Below are 16,916 nucleotides of genomic sequence, written 5' to 3'. Positions count from 1 at the left end.
ATTCGTCCGTGTTCGGTAACGCTCCAGAAGTTCGCTTTATCCGATGTTTCCAGGTAATTACTGCGAGTAAAAGTGAATAATCACCGTTACATCGTGTTTCAGCTTCCAAAACGCTGACATCATAGTCAGCGCCTTGTTAAGATACTGTGAATTTACTCACAGATTGAAAACGGTTACATCACTGTGCGTTATAAGTTAGTGATCGGTGCCACAGTTTGCCGCGCGGTGACAGAATGGCGACGCACGAGGGTAGGCATAAAACAGTGTGACGCCGTGGGATCCAGCTTGCCTGCGGCCCCTTGCAGCGCAAGCTCGGTCGCCAGCCGCGCCATGGACGCCACCGGATAACGCACCGTTGTCAGTTGCGGGTCGGTGTAACGGGCAATTGGGATATCATCGAAACCAATCAATGACAAATGCTGCGGCACCGCAATGCCGTTATCTTTCAACGCGGTAAGCGCGCCCGCCGCCATACTGTCGTTATAGGCAAATACCGCCGTCAGATGTAGGTTGCGCCCCAGTAGCTCAACCATGGCAGCTTCCCCGCCTTGCATATCCGGCGAGCCGGTGCCAACCCAACTATCGGGCGCGGTAATCCCCTGCTCTTCCAGCGCGCGGAACCAGCCATTGCGGCGCATATCGTTATCTTCAATGTGGTGACTGGACGCCAAATAGCCAACGCGTTGATGGCCATTGTTGAGCAACATTCGCGTCGCCATGACCGCTCCGCTGACGTTATCAAGGCAGACGCAGCGGTGCGCGTAGCCCGGCACCAGGCGGTTAATCAGCACCATGCCGGGGATCTGCTCCATAAAGCCTGCAAGCTCTTCATCGCTTAAGGCTTTTGAGTGAACAATCAGGGCGTTACAGCGTTGGCGAATCAGCACTTCAATGGCGTGGCGCTCTTTTTCCGCTTCATGGTAACTGTTGCCAATCAGCACATATTTCTGGTGCTGCTGAGCAACGGTATCCACCGCTTTGACCAGTGCGCCGAAGAAGGCATCGGAGACGTCCATCACCACCACACCAATGGTGTCGCTGACCTGCGTTGCCAGCGCCTGGGCGTTGGCATTTGGGCGATAACCCAGCTGAGCGACCGCTTTCATCACCGTTTCACGCGTTTCCTGGCTAACCAATGCGCTGTTATTGAGCACGCGGGAAACCGTCGCGACAGAGACGCCCGCATGACGGGCAACGTCACGAATGGTGATCATTTTTACTCACCTTTTCTGGATTGCGGCAGTTCACAGTCACCCCCTGTGTTAAGTAAGGAGGCTATTCTGGCAGTCGGGGGAGGATTGCTGCGTGAGTGACATCACATGAATGGAAACGGTTACATCCAATTTGTTAACGATTGTGATCCAGATCGTTATCTGGATGTGCGTTGTAATGATGTCCCCGCAGCACGCGAGGTGAATTGCCGCCACAGCCACTCCATCGGCCCTTGACGAAAACGCTTCAACCACAATACAGAGAAGAGAATGTTGACAGCCCAGACAGCGGGCACCATCGCCAGCAGTTGCAGGCGATCGAACTTCATAAATAAACCGAGGTGGTTAAACAGCGTGGTGCAAATCAGCGTTTGCAGCAGATAGTTACTGAGCGCCATACGCCCGACGCAAGCAATGGCGTTGACCAGTTTGAAACCGCAGATCTGCGGCCAGAATCCCCACGCCAGCGCGGCATAGCCGATGGCCTGCATCGGCGCGCTCAATTCGCGCGGGGCTTGCAAGATAAACGCGCACCAGCGATAGGACCAACCCAGCTGCCACTGCGCAATAATCGCCGGAATATTGATCAGCATCCCGAGGCCAATCAGCAGCGCGCCCGTGCGGCGGTAATGGCGAAGACTGAACTGCCCTTTCAGCCAGCCGCTGCGCATCAGCGCGGCGCCGAGCAGCATCATGCCCGCCAGTTGCCAGCCGTATTGCGCGCCCAGCGCCAGCAGCGCGTTCGATAGCATATCGGCGCGGTTGCTCAGCGCTTCCATCATGCCGCCACTGGTTTTCCACCAGGTTTCATACTGAATATTTGCCGCATCCGGCAGCCACGAGCGGTTTGGCGCAGAACCGGAAATGCCGCCCAACAGCAGCAGCACGGCAATGCCGATGAGGTACAGCACCACGCCAGTGTTAAACATCGTCTTCACATTTTGCGCGTCGCGGATCATGCGCCAGGCGATCAACCCCACCAGCCCATAAGCCAGCAGAATATCGCCATCCCAGAAAAAGAGACCGTGAATAAAACCGAGCAACACCAGTAGCGTCAGGCGCGACTGGATCCAGCGCTTACCGCGCGGCAGCAACATTTGCAGACCCGCACCGAACAGAATGGCGAACAGTGAAAGGAATTTTACCTGTGCGAAGAGATCGAGCAGCGCCCAGGTCCAGGCATCACTGTTTGAAATGGCACCAGACCAGGCGGGGTTGAGATACGCCGCCTTCGGCAGGCCAAAGGCGGTGATATTGAGCAGCAGGATGCCGAGAATGGCGATGCCACGAATAAAATCCAGCGTGACATTTCTTTCCATGTCGTCGGCTCCCGGTCGATTAATTGTGGTGACGGACGGCGCGCAAAAATTCCTGGCGTGTATTCTGACTCGACTTAAACAGACCGCCGAGCGAGGTCGTCGTCGTGGCACTTGTCGCGTCACGGATACCGCGCGCTTTCACGCAATAATGCACTGCATCAATCGATACCGCGACATTATTGGTGCCAAGCAGGGTTTGCAGCGCAGTCAGGATCTGCTGCGTTAAACGCTCCTGAACCTGCGGGCGTTGCGCAAAGAACTGCACGATACGGTTAATTTTCGACAGCCCAATCACCGACTCTTTCGGGATATACGCCACAGTGGCTTTGCCGTCGATGGTAACGAAATGGTGTTCGCAAGTGCTGGTCAGCGTGATATCACGCACGGTCACCATCTCATCGACTTTCATTTTATTTTCGATGACGGTGATCTTCGGGAAGTTGGCGTAATCGAGGCCGGAGAAGATCTCATCGACATACATTTTGGCGATGCGGTGCGGCGTTTCCATCAGGCTGTCATCATTCAGATCGAGATTCAGCAGTTGCATAATCTCGGTCATATGCCCGGCGATAAGACGTTTACGGGATTCATTATCCATTTGCACCGGTGGGCGCAGCGGGGTTTCTAAACCACGGGCAACCAACGCCTCGTGAACGAGCGCCGCTTCTTTACTGAGTGATGACATGTTTTTTATTCTCCTGCAGGTGTGGCGAGCTTCGCGTATCACGGCGAAGTGAGCGAACATTGTGCGTGAGGTCACGCACATAATCCAGCCCCGATAAGGATAATTATTGAAATCGCCGTCGCCTTTCAGGCATGGCGTTTCCACACCAATATGCCGCCAATCAGCAGCGCGATTGCCGCCACGCCGAGCGCCGGTTCAAGGCGCTGGGTCAGCCAGGTGGAAACCGCGGAGGTCATCGGGCCAACCAATTGCCCCACCGCATAGCCGGTGGTTAACAGCCCGGCCATATAGCGAGTGTGATTCGGCGCAAGTTCGCGACCGTACAACAGCGAAAGCTGCACCGCACAGAGAAAACCGCCGCCAACCAGCAACGCGCCGCACACCAGCCCGCTCATCCCAGGCAATAACCAGGCCGCCAGTACGCCCGCGCCCTGCAACCATAAAACAATCGCCAGCCGTTGATGGCTGTGCCCGACATGGCGCAGCATAATGCTCAACGCGATGCCGACCACCGCCGCGGCACCAAATACCGGCCAGACAAACTGCGCAAACAGACTGCCGGGAAAACGCAGCGCCGCCATTTGCGACAGGAATGTCGCGGGAAGAATGTAGCCAAATCCCGCCAGACTGTAGCTCCAGACCAGACGCTTCAAATCCGGCGTTAAATGCAGCGGCTGCGGCTTTTCGCCGGGTCGGTGCCATTCGCCTGGCCTGGGTAAATAGCGGGCGATAATCACCACCAGCAACAGCGCCAGCACGCCATACACCTGCCAGGCGCCGTCGGCACTTAGCCCTTTTGCCTGAATCGCCACCGCCAGCAAACCGCTGAGCGCGATCCCGGCACCCGGCCCGGCGAACACCGCGGCGCTCAGTCCCGGTTTCCCGGCGTGCGCCAGCCGTTCGTTTGTCCACGCGGCAATCAGCACCATCGCCCAGCCGCTCATCGCGCCAATCAGCAGTCTTATTGCGCCATGCAAAAAGGCGTTATCCGCAACGGAGGATAAAAAGGTCAGCGCGACCGCGCCACCAATGCCGAGATAAAGACGCACTTCGATATGCCGCTGCGCGCGCATCGCATCCCACGCGCCAAGCAGATAACCCAGGTAGTTAATGGCCGCCACCAGCCCGGCGCTGGTGAGAGTAAGTTGACCATCACGAATCATTAAAGGTACTTGCGGCGTGAAGGCAAAACGCCCGATTCCCATCGCCACCACCAGCACAATAAAACCACAAAGCGCGACACGCAGCGCCATGGATGCCCCCAAATGTTAATAAAAAGTTATACTTATGATGCAGTATGTCATCTTTATGAGGAAGTGAAAGTTGCTCACAGTGCAGGGAATTATCTGTATTATGGCTCTTTCTCACTGTGAATACCCTGAGGAGCCCCGCATGGAACTGCTCGAAGAGCACCGCTGTTTTGAAGGCTGGCAACAGCGCTGGCGTCACGACTCCGCCGTGCTGAATTGCGCGATGACATTCAGCATCTTTTTACCGCCGCAGCACAGTGAAACGCTGCCGCCGGTGCTTTATTGGCTTTCTGGCCTGACCTGCAATGATGAGAACTTCACCACCAAAGCCGGGGCGCAGCGCGTCGCCGCTGAGCTGGGCATTGTGCTGGTGATGCCGGACACCAGCCCGCGCGGCGAGGATGTCGCCGATGAAGATAGCTACGATCTGGGCAAAGGCGCCGGTTTTTATTTAAACGCGACGCAACAGCCGTGGGCGGCGCATTACCGTATGTATGATTACCTGCGCGATGAGTTACCGGCGCTTATCCAGTCTGAATTCAACGTCAGCCCGCGCATGGCAATCAGCGGTCATTCAATGGGCGGCCACGGCGCGCTGATCATGGCGCTGAAAAACCCAGGCCGTTACACCAGCGTTTCGGCGTTTGCGCCGATTGTTAACCCGCTGCAAGTGCCGTGGGGCAAAAAAGCGTTTAACGCCTATCTGGGTGAGAATGCCGAACAGTGGCGCGAGTGGGACAGTTGCGCGTTAATGCTGGAGAGTGCGGAAAATAGCGCGCTCCCAACGCTTATCGATCAGGGCGATAGCGATCAGTTCCTCGCCGATCAACTGCAACCTGCGCGTCTGGCGGAAGTGGCGCGGCAGAAATCCTGGCCGCTGACCCTGCGTATCCAGCCGGGTTACGACCACAGTTACTTCTTTATTGCCTCATTTATTGAAGATCATCTGCGCTTCCATGCGCAGCATCTGCTGAAGTAACTTGAATCCCGGTGGCGCATTGCCGCCGGGTTTTCGCATCAGAAGCGGTAATCCACCGCCATAAAGTAACGACGACCATCTTCGTTGTAGCTGTAATCATCGCGGCTCAGATCTTTGTCCGCCAGGTTCAGCACGCCCGCGCGCAGCTTGACGTTTTTCGTCGCCTGCCATGCGCCACCGGTGTTCCAGATGACGTAACCGCCCGGCGTCGCGCCCTGGGATACGGAACGTTTTTCGCCGGTGTAGTTCGCCGAGACGTAGAACGACCAGTCCTGCGTTGCCTGCCAGTCCAGCGTACCGTTCGCGGTATGGAACGGCAGTTCCTGCAACGGTTTATTGCCGCCACCGCTGAGATCGCGCCCATCGTTATAGGTGTAGTTCAGCGTCAATTTCCATTCTTCGCCAAACGGCACTTTCAGCTCGGTTTCCACACCCTGAATCCGCGCTTTGTTGACGTTGTAATAGCGGAACACCGGCACCAGTGCGCCATTCGCATTACGCTCGAAGCCTACAAAGTTGGAATACCCCGGCGCATCGGCCAAGCTCGAGGTGCGGTTGATATTGATCATATCCTCAATGTTGTTCTGGAACGCGGTCACGCTGCCCTGCACGCCTTCCAGCCAGCCCTCTTCGCCGCTGTAATACAGCCCCAGCTCGAAGCTTTCACTGGTTTCCGGTTTCAGTTCCGGGCTGCCGACAATGCGGCAACCGCCACGGCAGGAATTGGTGGTCCAGTCCGGGCTTAATTGCAGCAACGAAGGTGCTTTGAATGCCGTCGCCCAGCCGCCTTTTACGGTCAGCGTATCGGTGGCGTTATAAACCAGATAGGCGCGCGGGCTCCAGTGATCGCCGTAGGTGTCGTGATCGTCCATACGCACGCCGGTGGTCAACGCCAGCGGTTCGAAAATACGCCACTCATCTTCCACAAATAGCGCGTACTGGCTGGTTGACGTTTCGCTACTGGTGCCTCCGGTCAGGTTGACAGGGTCTTTCAGCTTGTCGTGCCGCCATTCGCCGCCCAGCGTAATAAGCTGGTTGATTTCCCCCAGCGGCAATACCAATTTGCCGTCGATAGTGTTGCTTTCTGAGCTTATCGCGCTGCTATTGCCGGGGTTTTTGTTATCGATTTTCTCACCGTAAAAGCGCAATTCACTGTTCGCCACACCCCAGCGGCCATTGTGCGCCAGCGAGTAGTTTTGTCGATCGAGACGGTTTTTATCCAACGAGTCGGAACTACGATCCTGTCGGTCGTAACCGTATCCGGCGGTGAAATCGTGATCTTGGGTTGGCGTCCAGGCGAATTCAACATTGCCGTCGCGGCTGGTGAAGCCTTCAATGCGCGGTGATTCACCGGTGGCGGCGGTTTGCGAGGCTTGCTGTTTATCTTTTTCACGCTTCGCCACGCTGCCAAAGGCTTTTAACCCCAGCACGCCGTCAATCAGCGGGCCGCTGGTGTAGAACTGGCCATTCCAGGTGTCGCCGCGATCGCGGTGCTCCTGAATGGTACTGTCGGCGGTGAAACTGCCGGTCCAGCGCTGGCCAACTTTTTTGGTTATGATGTTCACCACGCCGCCTAACGCATCGGAACCGTACAGGGAGGACATCGGGCCGCGCACCACTTCGATACGTTCGATGGCGTCCACCGGGATCCAGTTGAGGTCAAAATCGTTATGACGGAACACCGCATTGCGGGAATTGACGCGCTTACCGTCAATCAGAATCAGCGTGTAGCTGCTGTCGAGGCCGCGCAGACTGACGCCTTTGCGGTTATCGCCTTCGTTGGTGAGCTGCACACCGGGCACTTCTTTCAGCACATCTTTCAGGTTTTGCACCGGTTTGCGCTGCAAATCTTGCTGTGTGATCACGCTAATACTGGCGGGCGCATCTTTGAGGTTTTGTTCGGTGCCAGACGCGGTCACCACCAGCGTTTCGCCATCCTCTACGGCTGCCAGTGCAGGAAACGCCAGCGTTAATGCAGACGCACAAAGGCCTCCCCGGACAATGGGATTCAAGGTAAACATTCCGTAACTCCATGAGGTATAAACAAAATAAAGAAAAATACTGCTCACACATTGCTAAGCGCGGCACCGTTACTTTGACGCTGCCACTAAATGATCGCGGAAGCTGTGGCGCGAGAAAACCTGGCCCAACTTCCCTTTTTTTTCAGACGGTTACCTTAATGTAAACGATAATTATTATCAATTTCGTAAATCTAAAGTTATGTAAATTGTGAACACTGGCGGGAACGTTGGCGGGCAAAAAAAAGCCCTCTGAACAGAGGGCTAAAAGAGTGACTCTACTTGGTGAAGCGTTCCGGGAACTCCATCTCGCTGTAACGCACGAAGCGGGTTCCCCTGGAGAATTTGTAACCCAGCCAGATAACCAGGAACAACGGAATGCCGATATAGGTCGCGGTGACCGCGCCCCAGTCAATGCTGTCTTCCAGGAAAGCCTGATAATTCTGCCCGAGAGTGATAACCAAACAGAGCACAAAGGCGAAGATCGGCCCAATCGGGAAGAAACCAGAGCGGTACGGCAGGTTTTCTAATGAATGGCCCTGTGCCACATAGCCGCGACGGAAACGATAATGGCTGATCGCAATGCCCAGCCAGGCGATAAAGCCCGTCATCCCGGACGTATTCAGCAGCCACAGGTAAACAGTCTGGTTACCGAACATTGACGTCAGGAAGCACAGCGCAGCGATGACGGTGGTGGCATACAGCGCGTTACGCGGCACACCGCCTTTCGACAGTTTGGCGAAAATGCGCGGCGCTTTGCCATCGCACGCCAGCGTGTAAAGCATACGGGTTGATGCATACATCCCGGAGTTACCCGCCGACAAGACCGCCGTCAGGATCACCGCGTTCATTACCGCCGCCGCAGAGAGCAGACCGGCATGCTGGAACACCAGCGTGAACGGGCTAACGCTGATGTCTTTCACATCATTACGCAGCAGGCTCGGGTCGGTGTACGGAATGATCAGGCTGATAATCAGGATCGCGAACACATAGAACAGCAGGATACGCCAGAAAACCTGGCGCACCGCGCGCGGAATGTTTTTCTCCGGATCTTCAGATTCACCCGCCGCGATACCAATAAGTTCGGTGCCCTGGAAAGAGAAGCCGACAATCATCGCCACACCAATCATGGCGGAGAAACCGCCGGCAAATGGCGCGTCGCCAATCGACCAGTTGCTCCAGCCCGCCGGTTTTTCACCCTGGAAAATGCCGACAATCATCATCACGCCGACGACGATAAAGATAATCACGGTCGCTACTTTGATGAGCGAGAACCAGTATTCCGCTTCGCCGAAGCCTTTCACCGAGATGTAGTTAAGCAGGAAAATCACCACCAGGAACAGCGCGCTCCAGATCCAGCCCGGCGTGTCCGGGAACCACCAGGTCATCACCAGCTGTGATGCCACCAGATCCACGGCGATGGTCACCGCCCAGTTGTACCAGTAGTTCCAGCCCAGCGCGAAGCCGAAGCCTTCTTCTACATACTTCTGGCCGTAAGTCGAAAACGAGCCGGAAACCGGCATAAACGCGGCAAGCTCGCCCAGGCTGGTCATCAGGAAATAGACCATCAGGCCAATCAGCATATAAGAGAGCAGCGCCCCGCCCGGGCCTGCTGAAGAGATGGTCGCCCCTGATGCGACAAACAATCCTGTACCGATGGAACCGCCAATCGCGATCATCGTTAAATGACGCGCTTTCAGTTCACGACGAAGCGTGGGCGCTTCTGTGGTTTTAGTTTCGGAAACCATAAGAAAAAGCTATCCATCCAAAAAATGAGGCGCGATTGTAGCAAACGAAACGCGGCCATTCCGGCATAAAACGCCTCTTATTAGAGACCTTCATGATAGGTCGAGAATTATAAGTAAAGCAGTGAATGGGGGATGTTGCGAACCGGCAAGCGGCCCGCACAGTCATCAGATATCGCAGTAGCGGATAAAGCGGTTCAACGCGCTGGAGAGGTGTTTCTGGCGGTGATGAATGCGCCACAATGTGCGCACCAGGCGCGGCAACGGAATCGGCACTTCCACCAGCGTGCCGGTTTCCAGCTGCTCAGCAATCACTCGCCGCGACAGGCAACTGATCCCCAGCCCATGACGCACTGCGTGTTTAATGGCTTCCGAATTGCCCAGTTCCATACCGAGATGAAACTGCGGCAAATGGGAAAGCAATAAATAGTCGACGATTTCGCGGGTACCGGAACCGCGCTCGCGCAGGATCCACGGCGCGGCGGCGAGTTGCTCCAGCGTCACCTGCCCTTGCAAAAACGGTGAGGATGGCGGCGCGAACACCACCAGCTCATCTTCCAGCCAGGGTTCAGCAATGATTTCCGCGGTGTGGCACGGCCCTTCAATCAAACCGATATCCACGCGGAAATCGGCCACCGCATTAATCACATCCTGGCTATTGCCAACGCTTAGCTCCAGCGGCAGATCGGGGAAATCGCGCCGGTAATGGGCAATCACTTCCGGCAGGATGTAATTGCCAATAGTGCTACTGGCGAAGACGCGGATCGCGCCGTTATCTTCACGGAACAACTGTTCGATTTCGCTGGCCTGCTCAAGAGCGGCCAGCGCACGGGGGTAAAGCAGCCGCCCGTGTTCATTAACCACCAGGCGTTTGCCAACCCGGTCAAACAACTGCACACCAAGCTGGCCTTCAAGATCCGTGAGCGCCGCGCTGACGGCGGATTGTGATAACGCCAGCCGTTGCGAGGCCTGGGTGGTGGAGCCGCTTTTCAGCACTTCAGCAAACACTTCGAGCTGACGCAATGTTATATGCATAGAGGTTGCTTACCACTTATAAAGATTAATTATAAATATATAATCAATTTTACCTTTAAGCCAGCGCGCCGTACCCTTTTTCTCACACAAGAGGAGAAGGCTATGACCGAAATGACCCAACAGACTTATCAACATCACGCCTGGCGTTTTATACCTGGCCTGCTGTTGAGCGGGCTGATTACCGCCGCGGCGCTGTGGCTCGGCACTATTCCGGCGGTAGCGGGCGTGGGGCTGAGCGCGTTAACGCTGGCGATCCTTTTCGGCATGCTGCTCGGTAACACGCTTTATCCCTCGCTGCACCGCCATTGCGACAACGGCGTGTTGTTCGCCAAACAACACCTGCTCAGGCTGGGTATCATTCTTTATGGCTTTCGTCTGACGTTTGCGCAAATTGCGGATGTAGGCGTCAGCGGAATTGTGATTGATGTGCTGACGCTCTCAAGCACCTTTTTGCTCGCCTGCTTTCTTGGGCAAAAGGTGTTCGGATTGGATAAAAAGACCAGTTGGCTGATTGGTGCGGGCAGCAGTATTTGCGGTGCGGCGGCGGTGCTGGCGACCGAACCGGTAGTAAAAGCGGAAGCCAGCAAAGTGACCGTCGCCGTTGCCACTGTGGTTATCTTCGGTACGCTGGCGATCTTTATCTATCCGGCGCTGTGGCCGCTGCTTGCACACTGGTTTAGCCCGCAAACGTACGGCATCTGGATTGGCTCCACCGTGCATGAAGTGGCGCAGGTTGTCGCCGCTGGGCATGCGATCGGCCCGGACGCGGAAAACGCGGCGGTGATCGCAAAAATGCTGCGCGTAATGATGCTGGCACCGTTCCTGCTGCTACTGGCGGCGCGTATTAAACAGTTAAGCCCGCGAGAAGGCACAGAGCAAAGCCCGCTGACCATTCCGTGGTTCGCGCTGGGGTTTGTTGCGGTGGCAGTGCTTAACTCGTTTCATCTGCTGCCCGCAACGCTGGTGAATGCGCTGAACACGCTGGATACGCTGCTGCTGGCGATGGCCATGGCGGCGCTCGGTTTGACCACCCATATCAGCGCGCTGAAAAATGCCGGTGCAAAACCGCTGGTGATGGGGCTGCTGCTGTTTATCTGGCTGATTGTCGGCGGCGGCGCAATTAATCTGGCCGCGCATTACCTGATGGCATAAACCACTACTTCCCTCTCCTTCAGACCCGCTATGATTAACGCTTTCCCCTGGCGGGCTTTAACAGGAGTTTTTATGAAATACATTGGTGCGCACGTGAGCGCCTCCGGCGGTGTGGCGAATGCAGCCATCCGCGCCGCTGAAATTGAGGCAACGGCGTTTGCGCTCTTTACCAAGAACCAGCGTCAGTGGCGTGCCGCGCCGCTGACCACGGAAACCATCGACGAGTTCAAAGCCGCCTGCGAAAAATACCATTACTCCCCAGGCCAGATCCTGCCGCATGACAGCTATTTGATTAACCTCGGCCACCCGGTTACCGAAGCGCTGGAGAAATCCCGCGAAGCCTTTATTGATGAGCTGACTCGCTGCCAACAACTCGGACTGACGCTGCTGAACTTCCACCCCGGCAGCCATTTGATGCAGATCGCCGAAGAGGATTGCCTGGCACGCATCGCCGAGTCCATCAATATTGCGCTGGCGCAGACCGAAGGCGTTACCGCCGTGATTGAAAACACTGCCGGCCAGGGCAGCAACCTGGGATTCAAGTTTGAGCACCTGGCGGCGATCATTGACGGCGTGGAAGATAAATCTCGCGTTGGAGTGTGTATTGATACCTGCCACGCGTTCGCCGCCGGTTACGATTTACGCAGTGAAAAAGCGACCGCAGAAACCTTCGCGGAATTTGACCGAGTGGTAGGTTTTAACTATTTGCGCGGCATGCACCTAAATGACGCCAAAAGCGCCTTCGGCAGCCGGGTTGACCGCCATCACAGCCTGGGTGAAGGCAATATCGGGCATGACGCGTTTCGTTGGATCATGCGCGATGCGCGTTTCGACGGCATTCCGATGATTCTGGAAACCGTAAATCCGGATATTTGGGCCGAAGAGATTGCGTGGTTGAAAGCGCAGCAAAAAGCCGAAGACGCCGCGTAAGCGTGATTGAATAGGCGTTAAACTGCCTGATGGCGCTTCGCTTATCAGGTCTACAGCCGCATAAATCCCCCTGTGCGGAACGGCCCAAACCGTAGACCGGATAAGGCGTTAGCCGCCATTCGGCAACACCATAAAAAAAGGCCGCTGAGCGGCCTTTTTCATTTATTGGAACGTTATGCGACTTTCGCAACCACTTCCGTTTCCGGACGTTTCAGCAGCGCATACAGCAGACCCGCCAGCAGCGTACCCGCAACGATAGCGAGCAAGTAGCCCAGCACCGGCGTGATAGCGCCTGGGATCAGCAGGACAAACAGACCACCGTGCGGCGCCATCAGTTTCGCGCCAATCGCCATCGAGATAGCACCAGTCAGTGCGCCACCGGCGATACAGCATGGCAGAACACGCATCGGATCGCGCGCGGCGAACGGAATCGCGCCTTCAGAGATAAAGCACAGACCCAGCACCAGCGCCGCTTTACCGCCTTCACGCTGACCTTTGTCGAACTTGTTGCGCGCAACAATCGTCGCCAGGCCCATCGCCAGCGGTGGAACCATACCGGCCGCCATGATCGCTGCCATTGGTGCGTACGTTTGCGTACTCAGCAGACCCACGCCAAACGCGTAAGCCGCTTTGTTCACCGGCCCGCCCATGTCGGTACACATCATACCGCCGAGGATTGCGCCCAGCAGAACCGCGTTAGCCGTACCCATGGTTTGCAGCCAGGATGTCAGACCCGCGAGAATTTTCGCTACCGGCGTACCGATCAGGTAGATCATCGCCAGACCAACGATCAGGCTGGACACCAGCGGAATGATCAGGATCGGTTTCAGCGCTTCCATACTCGGCGGCAGCTTCAGGCCTTTACTGATCCCTTTCGCAATGTAACCCGCGAGGAAACCGGCAATGATACCGCCGATAAAACCAGAACCGGTGCTCACCGCGAGCATCCCGCCGATAAGACCCGGCGTCAGACCCGGACGGTCGGCGATGGAGAAGGCGATAAAGCCCGCCAGCACAGGCACCATCAACGCAAAGGCTGAACCACCACCGATATTCATCAGCGCAGCCGCCAGCGTGCCTTGTTCTTTAAATGCGGTGATGCCAAAAGCAAAGGACAGCGCGATCAGCAGACCGCCCGCCACCACCATCGGCAGCATATAAGAAACACCCGTCAGTAGGTGACGATAGGCGCCAACGCTCTCTTTCTTACCTTCAGACGCATCAGACTGCGCTTTACCAGACGGCTGGAAAAGCTTCGCTTCAGCCACGGCTTTATCCAGCTCCTGCGCGGTTTTCTTCAGCGCCAGGCCCGTGGTGGTGCGATACATCGGTTTGCCGGCGAATTTTGCCAGGTCCACTTCGATATCCGCGGCAACAATCACTAAATCCGCTTGTGCCACTTCTTCCGGGGTGATGGCATTGCCAGCGCCCACGGAACCACGGGTTTCCACTTTCACCCACCAGCCGCGTTTTTTCGCTTCGGTTTCGATTGCTTCCGCCGCCATAAAGGTGTGCGCAACGCCGGTCGGGCATGCAGTCACTGCCACGATACGTTTCGGACCGTTAGACGTAACAGCCGCTGGCGCAGCGGCCGGTGCGGTGTACGGCGCGGCATGGTTTTTCGCTTCGCTCAGGAACAACTCCGGGTGTGCGACCGCGCGATTGATATCGCCCAGCCAGACCTTTTTCCCGCTCAGTGCGCTGTCATTTGGCAACTGGCTGCCCAGAACGATAACCAGTTCTGCTTCGCCTGGGTTATCGATAAATTGCAAATTAGCTTTCTGCGCCGCCGCGCCAAGCAGGGTCTTCGCCATATAGGCGCGGGCCTGCCCGAGTTCGGCGTCAATAATCAGCAGCGTTTTCATTATGCCTCTCCTGCTGTTAGTTAAAGGGTTTTAAGTCAACTCGCGCCATCATCGCGGCTAACTGGGTACGGTCGGTAATGCCTACGTTACTCTGACTGACCGCCAGTGCAGCGACAGCGGTGGCCAGGCGTAAAGTATGTTCACTGGACTCACGCATCAGCAGACCATAAATCAGGCCGCCAACCATTGAGTCCCCTGCGCCAACGGTGCTTACCACTTCCATTGACGGCGGTTTGGCGATCCATTCACCCGAAGCGTTGACCCACAACGCCCCTTCTGCGCCCAGCGAAATCACCACATGGGCAATTCCCTGCTCGCGAAGTGCGTGAGCCGCTTCAATAACGTCCTTTAATTCAGGTAATTTGCGACCGGCCCAGATTTCCAGCTCGCGACGGTTCGGTTTCACCAGCCACGGCGCGGCTTTCAGCCCCGCCACCAGCGCGTCACGGCTGCTGTCGAAAATAATGCACGGACACTGGCTACGCAGGCGCGTCATCCAGTCGGTGAAGGCTTCCGGGGTTACGCCGGACGGCAGACTACCGCTGACGCAGACCATATCGAACTGACCAAGCCAGGTCAGTGAATCGGTCACGAAACGTTCCCAGTCGGCTGGCGTCACTTCGAAGCCGGAGAAATTAAAGTCGGTCACTTCGCCGTCTTTCTCTGTCAGCTTGACGTTAATGCGAGTACGCCCCTGTACAACCTGGAAGCGATTAGCAATGCCCAGTTCGCTGAACAACTGCTGGAAACCGTCCTGGTTGTCTTTACCGAGGAAACCGCCAACGGTGACATCGATGCCGAGATCTTTCAGCACTTTCGCAACGTTGATACCTTTGCCCGCAGCGTGCAGGCCAGTGGTGCGAACCAGGTTCACTTCACCGCGTTCAACTTCCGGGGTGAAACCGACCAGATCATAGGCCGGATTAAGAGTAATTGTGGCGACACGTCTGCTCATTTATACGCCCTCTCCCAGACCTGCGGCGATGGCATCGCCAATCGCTTTCAGCGCCTGTTCAGCGTCATCGCCTTGCGCGGTGAAACGCAGGTGGTGACCTTTCTTAACACCAAGCGCAACCACTTTCATCAGGCTGCGTCCATTGGCCGGTTTACCGGAACCATCAAGGTTGGTGACGGTGATTTCACTGCTGAACTGTTTGATGGTGTTCACCAGCATGGTGCCCGGACGGGCGTGCAGGCCGTGTTCGTTGCGCACCACGAATTCTGCCGTCAGCAGATCCTCAGCAATGGCATCGTCGCTGGTCAGCAACGCCAGTAGCGTTGCCGCGTCGGCATTCAGCAAGCGGTCAGCTTTATTGCTCAGCAGCAAGTCGCTCAGGCGCTTCAGCACGGCAACCGGCTGTTCATCAGCCATGGATACGCTCACCAGCAGCGCGGCGCTTTCCCCGTCGACTTCAAAAGGCGCAGCGGCGCGGCTTACCGCAATAGCGCTCAGCAAGTTGCCTTCAGCACTGTCGTTCAGCCAGATACCTTGACCGAGATTCAGGGGTTGATCGTTGATAGCGCGGGTAACATAAGCGGCATCTACCGCGCCCGCTTCTTTCAGGCGCGCCGCGTTCAGCGCTTGTAAGGTCACAAGCGAGTTAGCGTTAACGTCAAGGGACAGGGTTTCGTTGTCCAGCTTCAGCGCAGCGCTCTGTTTTTCACCCATCAGCAGGGCGCGCAACTCTTCTGCGGTCGTCGCAGATTGCAGTTGTGCGGCAACGGAATCGTCGCTCAGCACGTGCGTCAGCTGACGCAGCAAACCGAGGTGCTCATCAGAACTGGCAGCGATACCGATAGCGACATAGGCCACCTGGCCTTCACTCCACAGGATGCCCTGCGGGAACTGGAAAACTTTCACGCCGGTTTTCAGCACCTGGTCGCGTGTGTCGGTAGTACCGTGCGGAATGGCAATGCCATTACCCAGATAGGTTGATGTCTGCTGCTCGCGCGCAAGCATGCCGTTAACGTAGCCGTCGGCGACGTTGCCGGCGTCGACCAGCGCCGCAGCGATCTGGCGAATAGCGTCTTCTTTATTACCGGCCTGCTGGCCAGGATGGATGTCCTGAACGGATAACTGGAACATGTAACTCCTCTCCCACTGAAATTGAATCGTTTCAGCTAACTTGAGAAATGGCGCGTCACCGCCGTTGATTTAAGTCGGCATGATGACGCTGAAACGTTTCAAGGAGTCTTCACTTTTTTCTTCCAGCGATCAAGAAATCTCTTAATCTGCATTTCAGATTTTTGAGGTACTGCACATTTCACATGCGGTTAGCGCAAATTTGCTGACGTGATTTTTACGGTCAGCAAAGAATGTTCAGCAGCGTCAGCATAAAAAGGAATATAAGGAGTTTGTGGTGGGATTAAGGCGCAGTCTGGTTTTCAAGATCGAGCAAGTACACCATGGCTTGTTCGCGGTTTGCGCCACACATATCGCGGCTGGGTTGCAGCCCGGCGCAGACCTTCGGGCGCAGTGGCGAAGCGAAGATTTTACAACGTTGCTGCGCATCAAGTTGTACGCAGGGCGTATTGGCCGGTTTACCGTTGGGCATGCCGGGAATCGGGCTACTGATGGACGGGGCGGTACAGCATGCTCCACAGTCCGGGCGGCATTGCATAGTGGCTCTCTTTTATTGCACAACGCGCCGGAATAGCGCGCTTGCGGGCAAGCTAACATCTTTTACCTGATGAACGCAAAACGCATCAATTCCACTTGCCTGGAAA

Annotated in this window: 14 protein-coding genes; 3 read left to right on the top strand and 11 right to left on the bottom strand. The window is 56.2% G+C overall.

The features are described from left to right. Positions 1-188 precede the first annotated feature (188 nt). The 4 genes from galS to AAEY27_RS07760 form a co-directional block, all read right to left on the bottom strand. Complete coding sequence (gene galS / locus AAEY27_RS07775) at positions 189-1,214, bottom strand: HTH-type transcriptional regulator GalS (RefSeq protein ID WP_342324405.1); 1,026 nt, start codon at positions 1,212-1,214, stop codon at positions 189-191. Between the two features lie 155 nt (positions 1,215-1,369). Next, complete coding sequence (gene yeiB / locus AAEY27_RS07770; protein WP_342324403.1) at positions 1,370-2,530, bottom strand: DUF418 domain-containing protein YeiB; 1,161 nt, start codon at positions 2,528-2,530, stop codon at positions 1,370-1,372. A gap of 19 nt (positions 2,531-2,549) precedes the next feature. Then, positions 2,550-3,215 carry a GTP cyclohydrolase I FolE gene (gene folE / locus AAEY27_RS07765; protein WP_342324401.1) on the bottom strand — a complete coding sequence of 222 codons (666 nt, stop codon included), beginning with the start codon at positions 3,213-3,215 and terminating at the stop codon, positions 2,550-2,552. 125 nt (positions 3,216-3,340) lie between these two features. Further along, positions 3,341-4,468, bottom strand: coding sequence for a YbfB/YjiJ family MFS transporter (locus AAEY27_RS07760; protein ID WP_342324400.1), 1,128 nt, complete (start codon positions 4,466-4,468; stop codon positions 3,341-3,343). A gap of 139 nt (positions 4,469-4,607) precedes the next feature. On the opposite strand from AAEY27_RS07760, the gene fghA reads away from it, so the two are divergent. Then, on the top strand, positions 4,608-5,444 hold the full coding sequence (fghA, locus tag AAEY27_RS07755; protein ID WP_342324399.1) for an S-formylglutathione hydrolase: 837 nt from the start codon (positions 4,608-4,610) through the stop codon (positions 5,442-5,444). A 38-nt stretch (positions 5,445-5,482) separates the two neighbouring features. Here the strand turns inward: fghA and cirA are convergent, their stop codons facing one another. From cirA to yieE, 3 genes are all read right to left on the bottom strand, one after another. Next, a complete protein-coding gene (cirA, locus tag AAEY27_RS07750; protein WP_342324398.1) occupies positions 5,483-7,465 on the bottom strand; it encodes a catecholate siderophore receptor CirA in 1,983 nt (660 codons plus the stop codon). Positions 7,466-7,740: 275 nt separating this feature from the next. Next, on the bottom strand, positions 7,741-9,210 hold the full coding sequence (locus AAEY27_RS07745) for an amino acid permease (RefSeq protein WP_342324397.1): 1,470 nt from the start codon (positions 9,208-9,210) through the stop codon (positions 7,741-7,743). Positions 9,211-9,375: 165 nt separating this feature from the next. Beyond that, positions 9,376-10,242, bottom strand: coding sequence for a DNA-binding transcriptional regulator YeiE (gene yieE / locus AAEY27_RS07740; RefSeq protein ID WP_342324395.1), 867 nt, complete (start codon positions 10,240-10,242; stop codon positions 9,376-9,378). A gap of 102 nt (positions 10,243-10,344) precedes the next feature. Between yieE and AAEY27_RS07735 the strand changes: the two genes are divergently transcribed. Continuing rightward, positions 10,345-11,394, top strand: a complete 1,050-nt coding sequence (locus AAEY27_RS07735) for a YeiH family putative sulfate export transporter (protein WP_342324393.1) — start codon at positions 10,345-10,347, stop codon at positions 11,392-11,394. A 72-nt stretch (positions 11,395-11,466) separates the two neighbouring features. Next, positions 11,467-12,324 (top strand): deoxyribonuclease IV, encoded by an 858-nt coding sequence (gene nfo / locus AAEY27_RS07730; RefSeq protein WP_342324391.1) that lies wholly within the window; start codon positions 11,467-11,469, stop codon positions 12,322-12,324. A gap of 173 nt (positions 12,325-12,497) precedes the next feature. On the opposite strand, the gene fruA is transcribed toward nfo, so the two are convergent. From fruA to AAEY27_RS07710, 4 genes are all read right to left on the bottom strand, one after another. Further along, positions 12,498-14,189: a PTS fructose transporter subunit IIBC gene (gene fruA, locus AAEY27_RS07725; RefSeq protein WP_342324390.1), complete on the bottom strand. Its 1,692-nt coding sequence runs from the start codon at positions 14,187-14,189 to the stop codon at positions 12,498-12,500. Between the two features lie 16 nt (positions 14,190-14,205). Then, positions 14,206-15,144 (bottom strand): 1-phosphofructokinase, encoded by a 939-nt coding sequence (fruK, locus tag AAEY27_RS07720; RefSeq protein ID WP_342324388.1) that lies wholly within the window; start codon positions 15,142-15,144, stop codon positions 14,206-14,208. Beyond that, positions 15,145-16,275 (bottom strand): fused PTS fructose transporter subunit IIA/HPr protein, encoded by a 1,131-nt coding sequence (gene fruB / locus AAEY27_RS07715; RefSeq protein ID WP_342324387.1) that lies wholly within the window; start codon positions 16,273-16,275, stop codon positions 15,145-15,147. It lies immediately after the preceding gene. Between the two features lie 280 nt (positions 16,276-16,555). Continuing rightward, positions 16,556-16,810 carry a YkgJ family cysteine cluster protein gene (locus AAEY27_RS07710; RefSeq protein ID WP_342324385.1) on the bottom strand — a complete coding sequence of 85 codons (255 nt, stop codon included), beginning with the start codon at positions 16,808-16,810 and terminating at the stop codon, positions 16,556-16,558. Between the last annotated feature and the right edge of the window lie 106 nt (positions 16,811-16,916).

Origin of the sequence: Kosakonia sp. BYX6 (genome assembly GCF_038449125.1) — a bacterium.
Classification (GTDB): Bacteria; Pseudomonadota; Gammaproteobacteria; order Enterobacterales; family Enterobacteriaceae; genus Kosakonia; species Kosakonia calanthes.
This window is presented reverse-complemented; position numbering and strand designations above follow the sequence as displayed.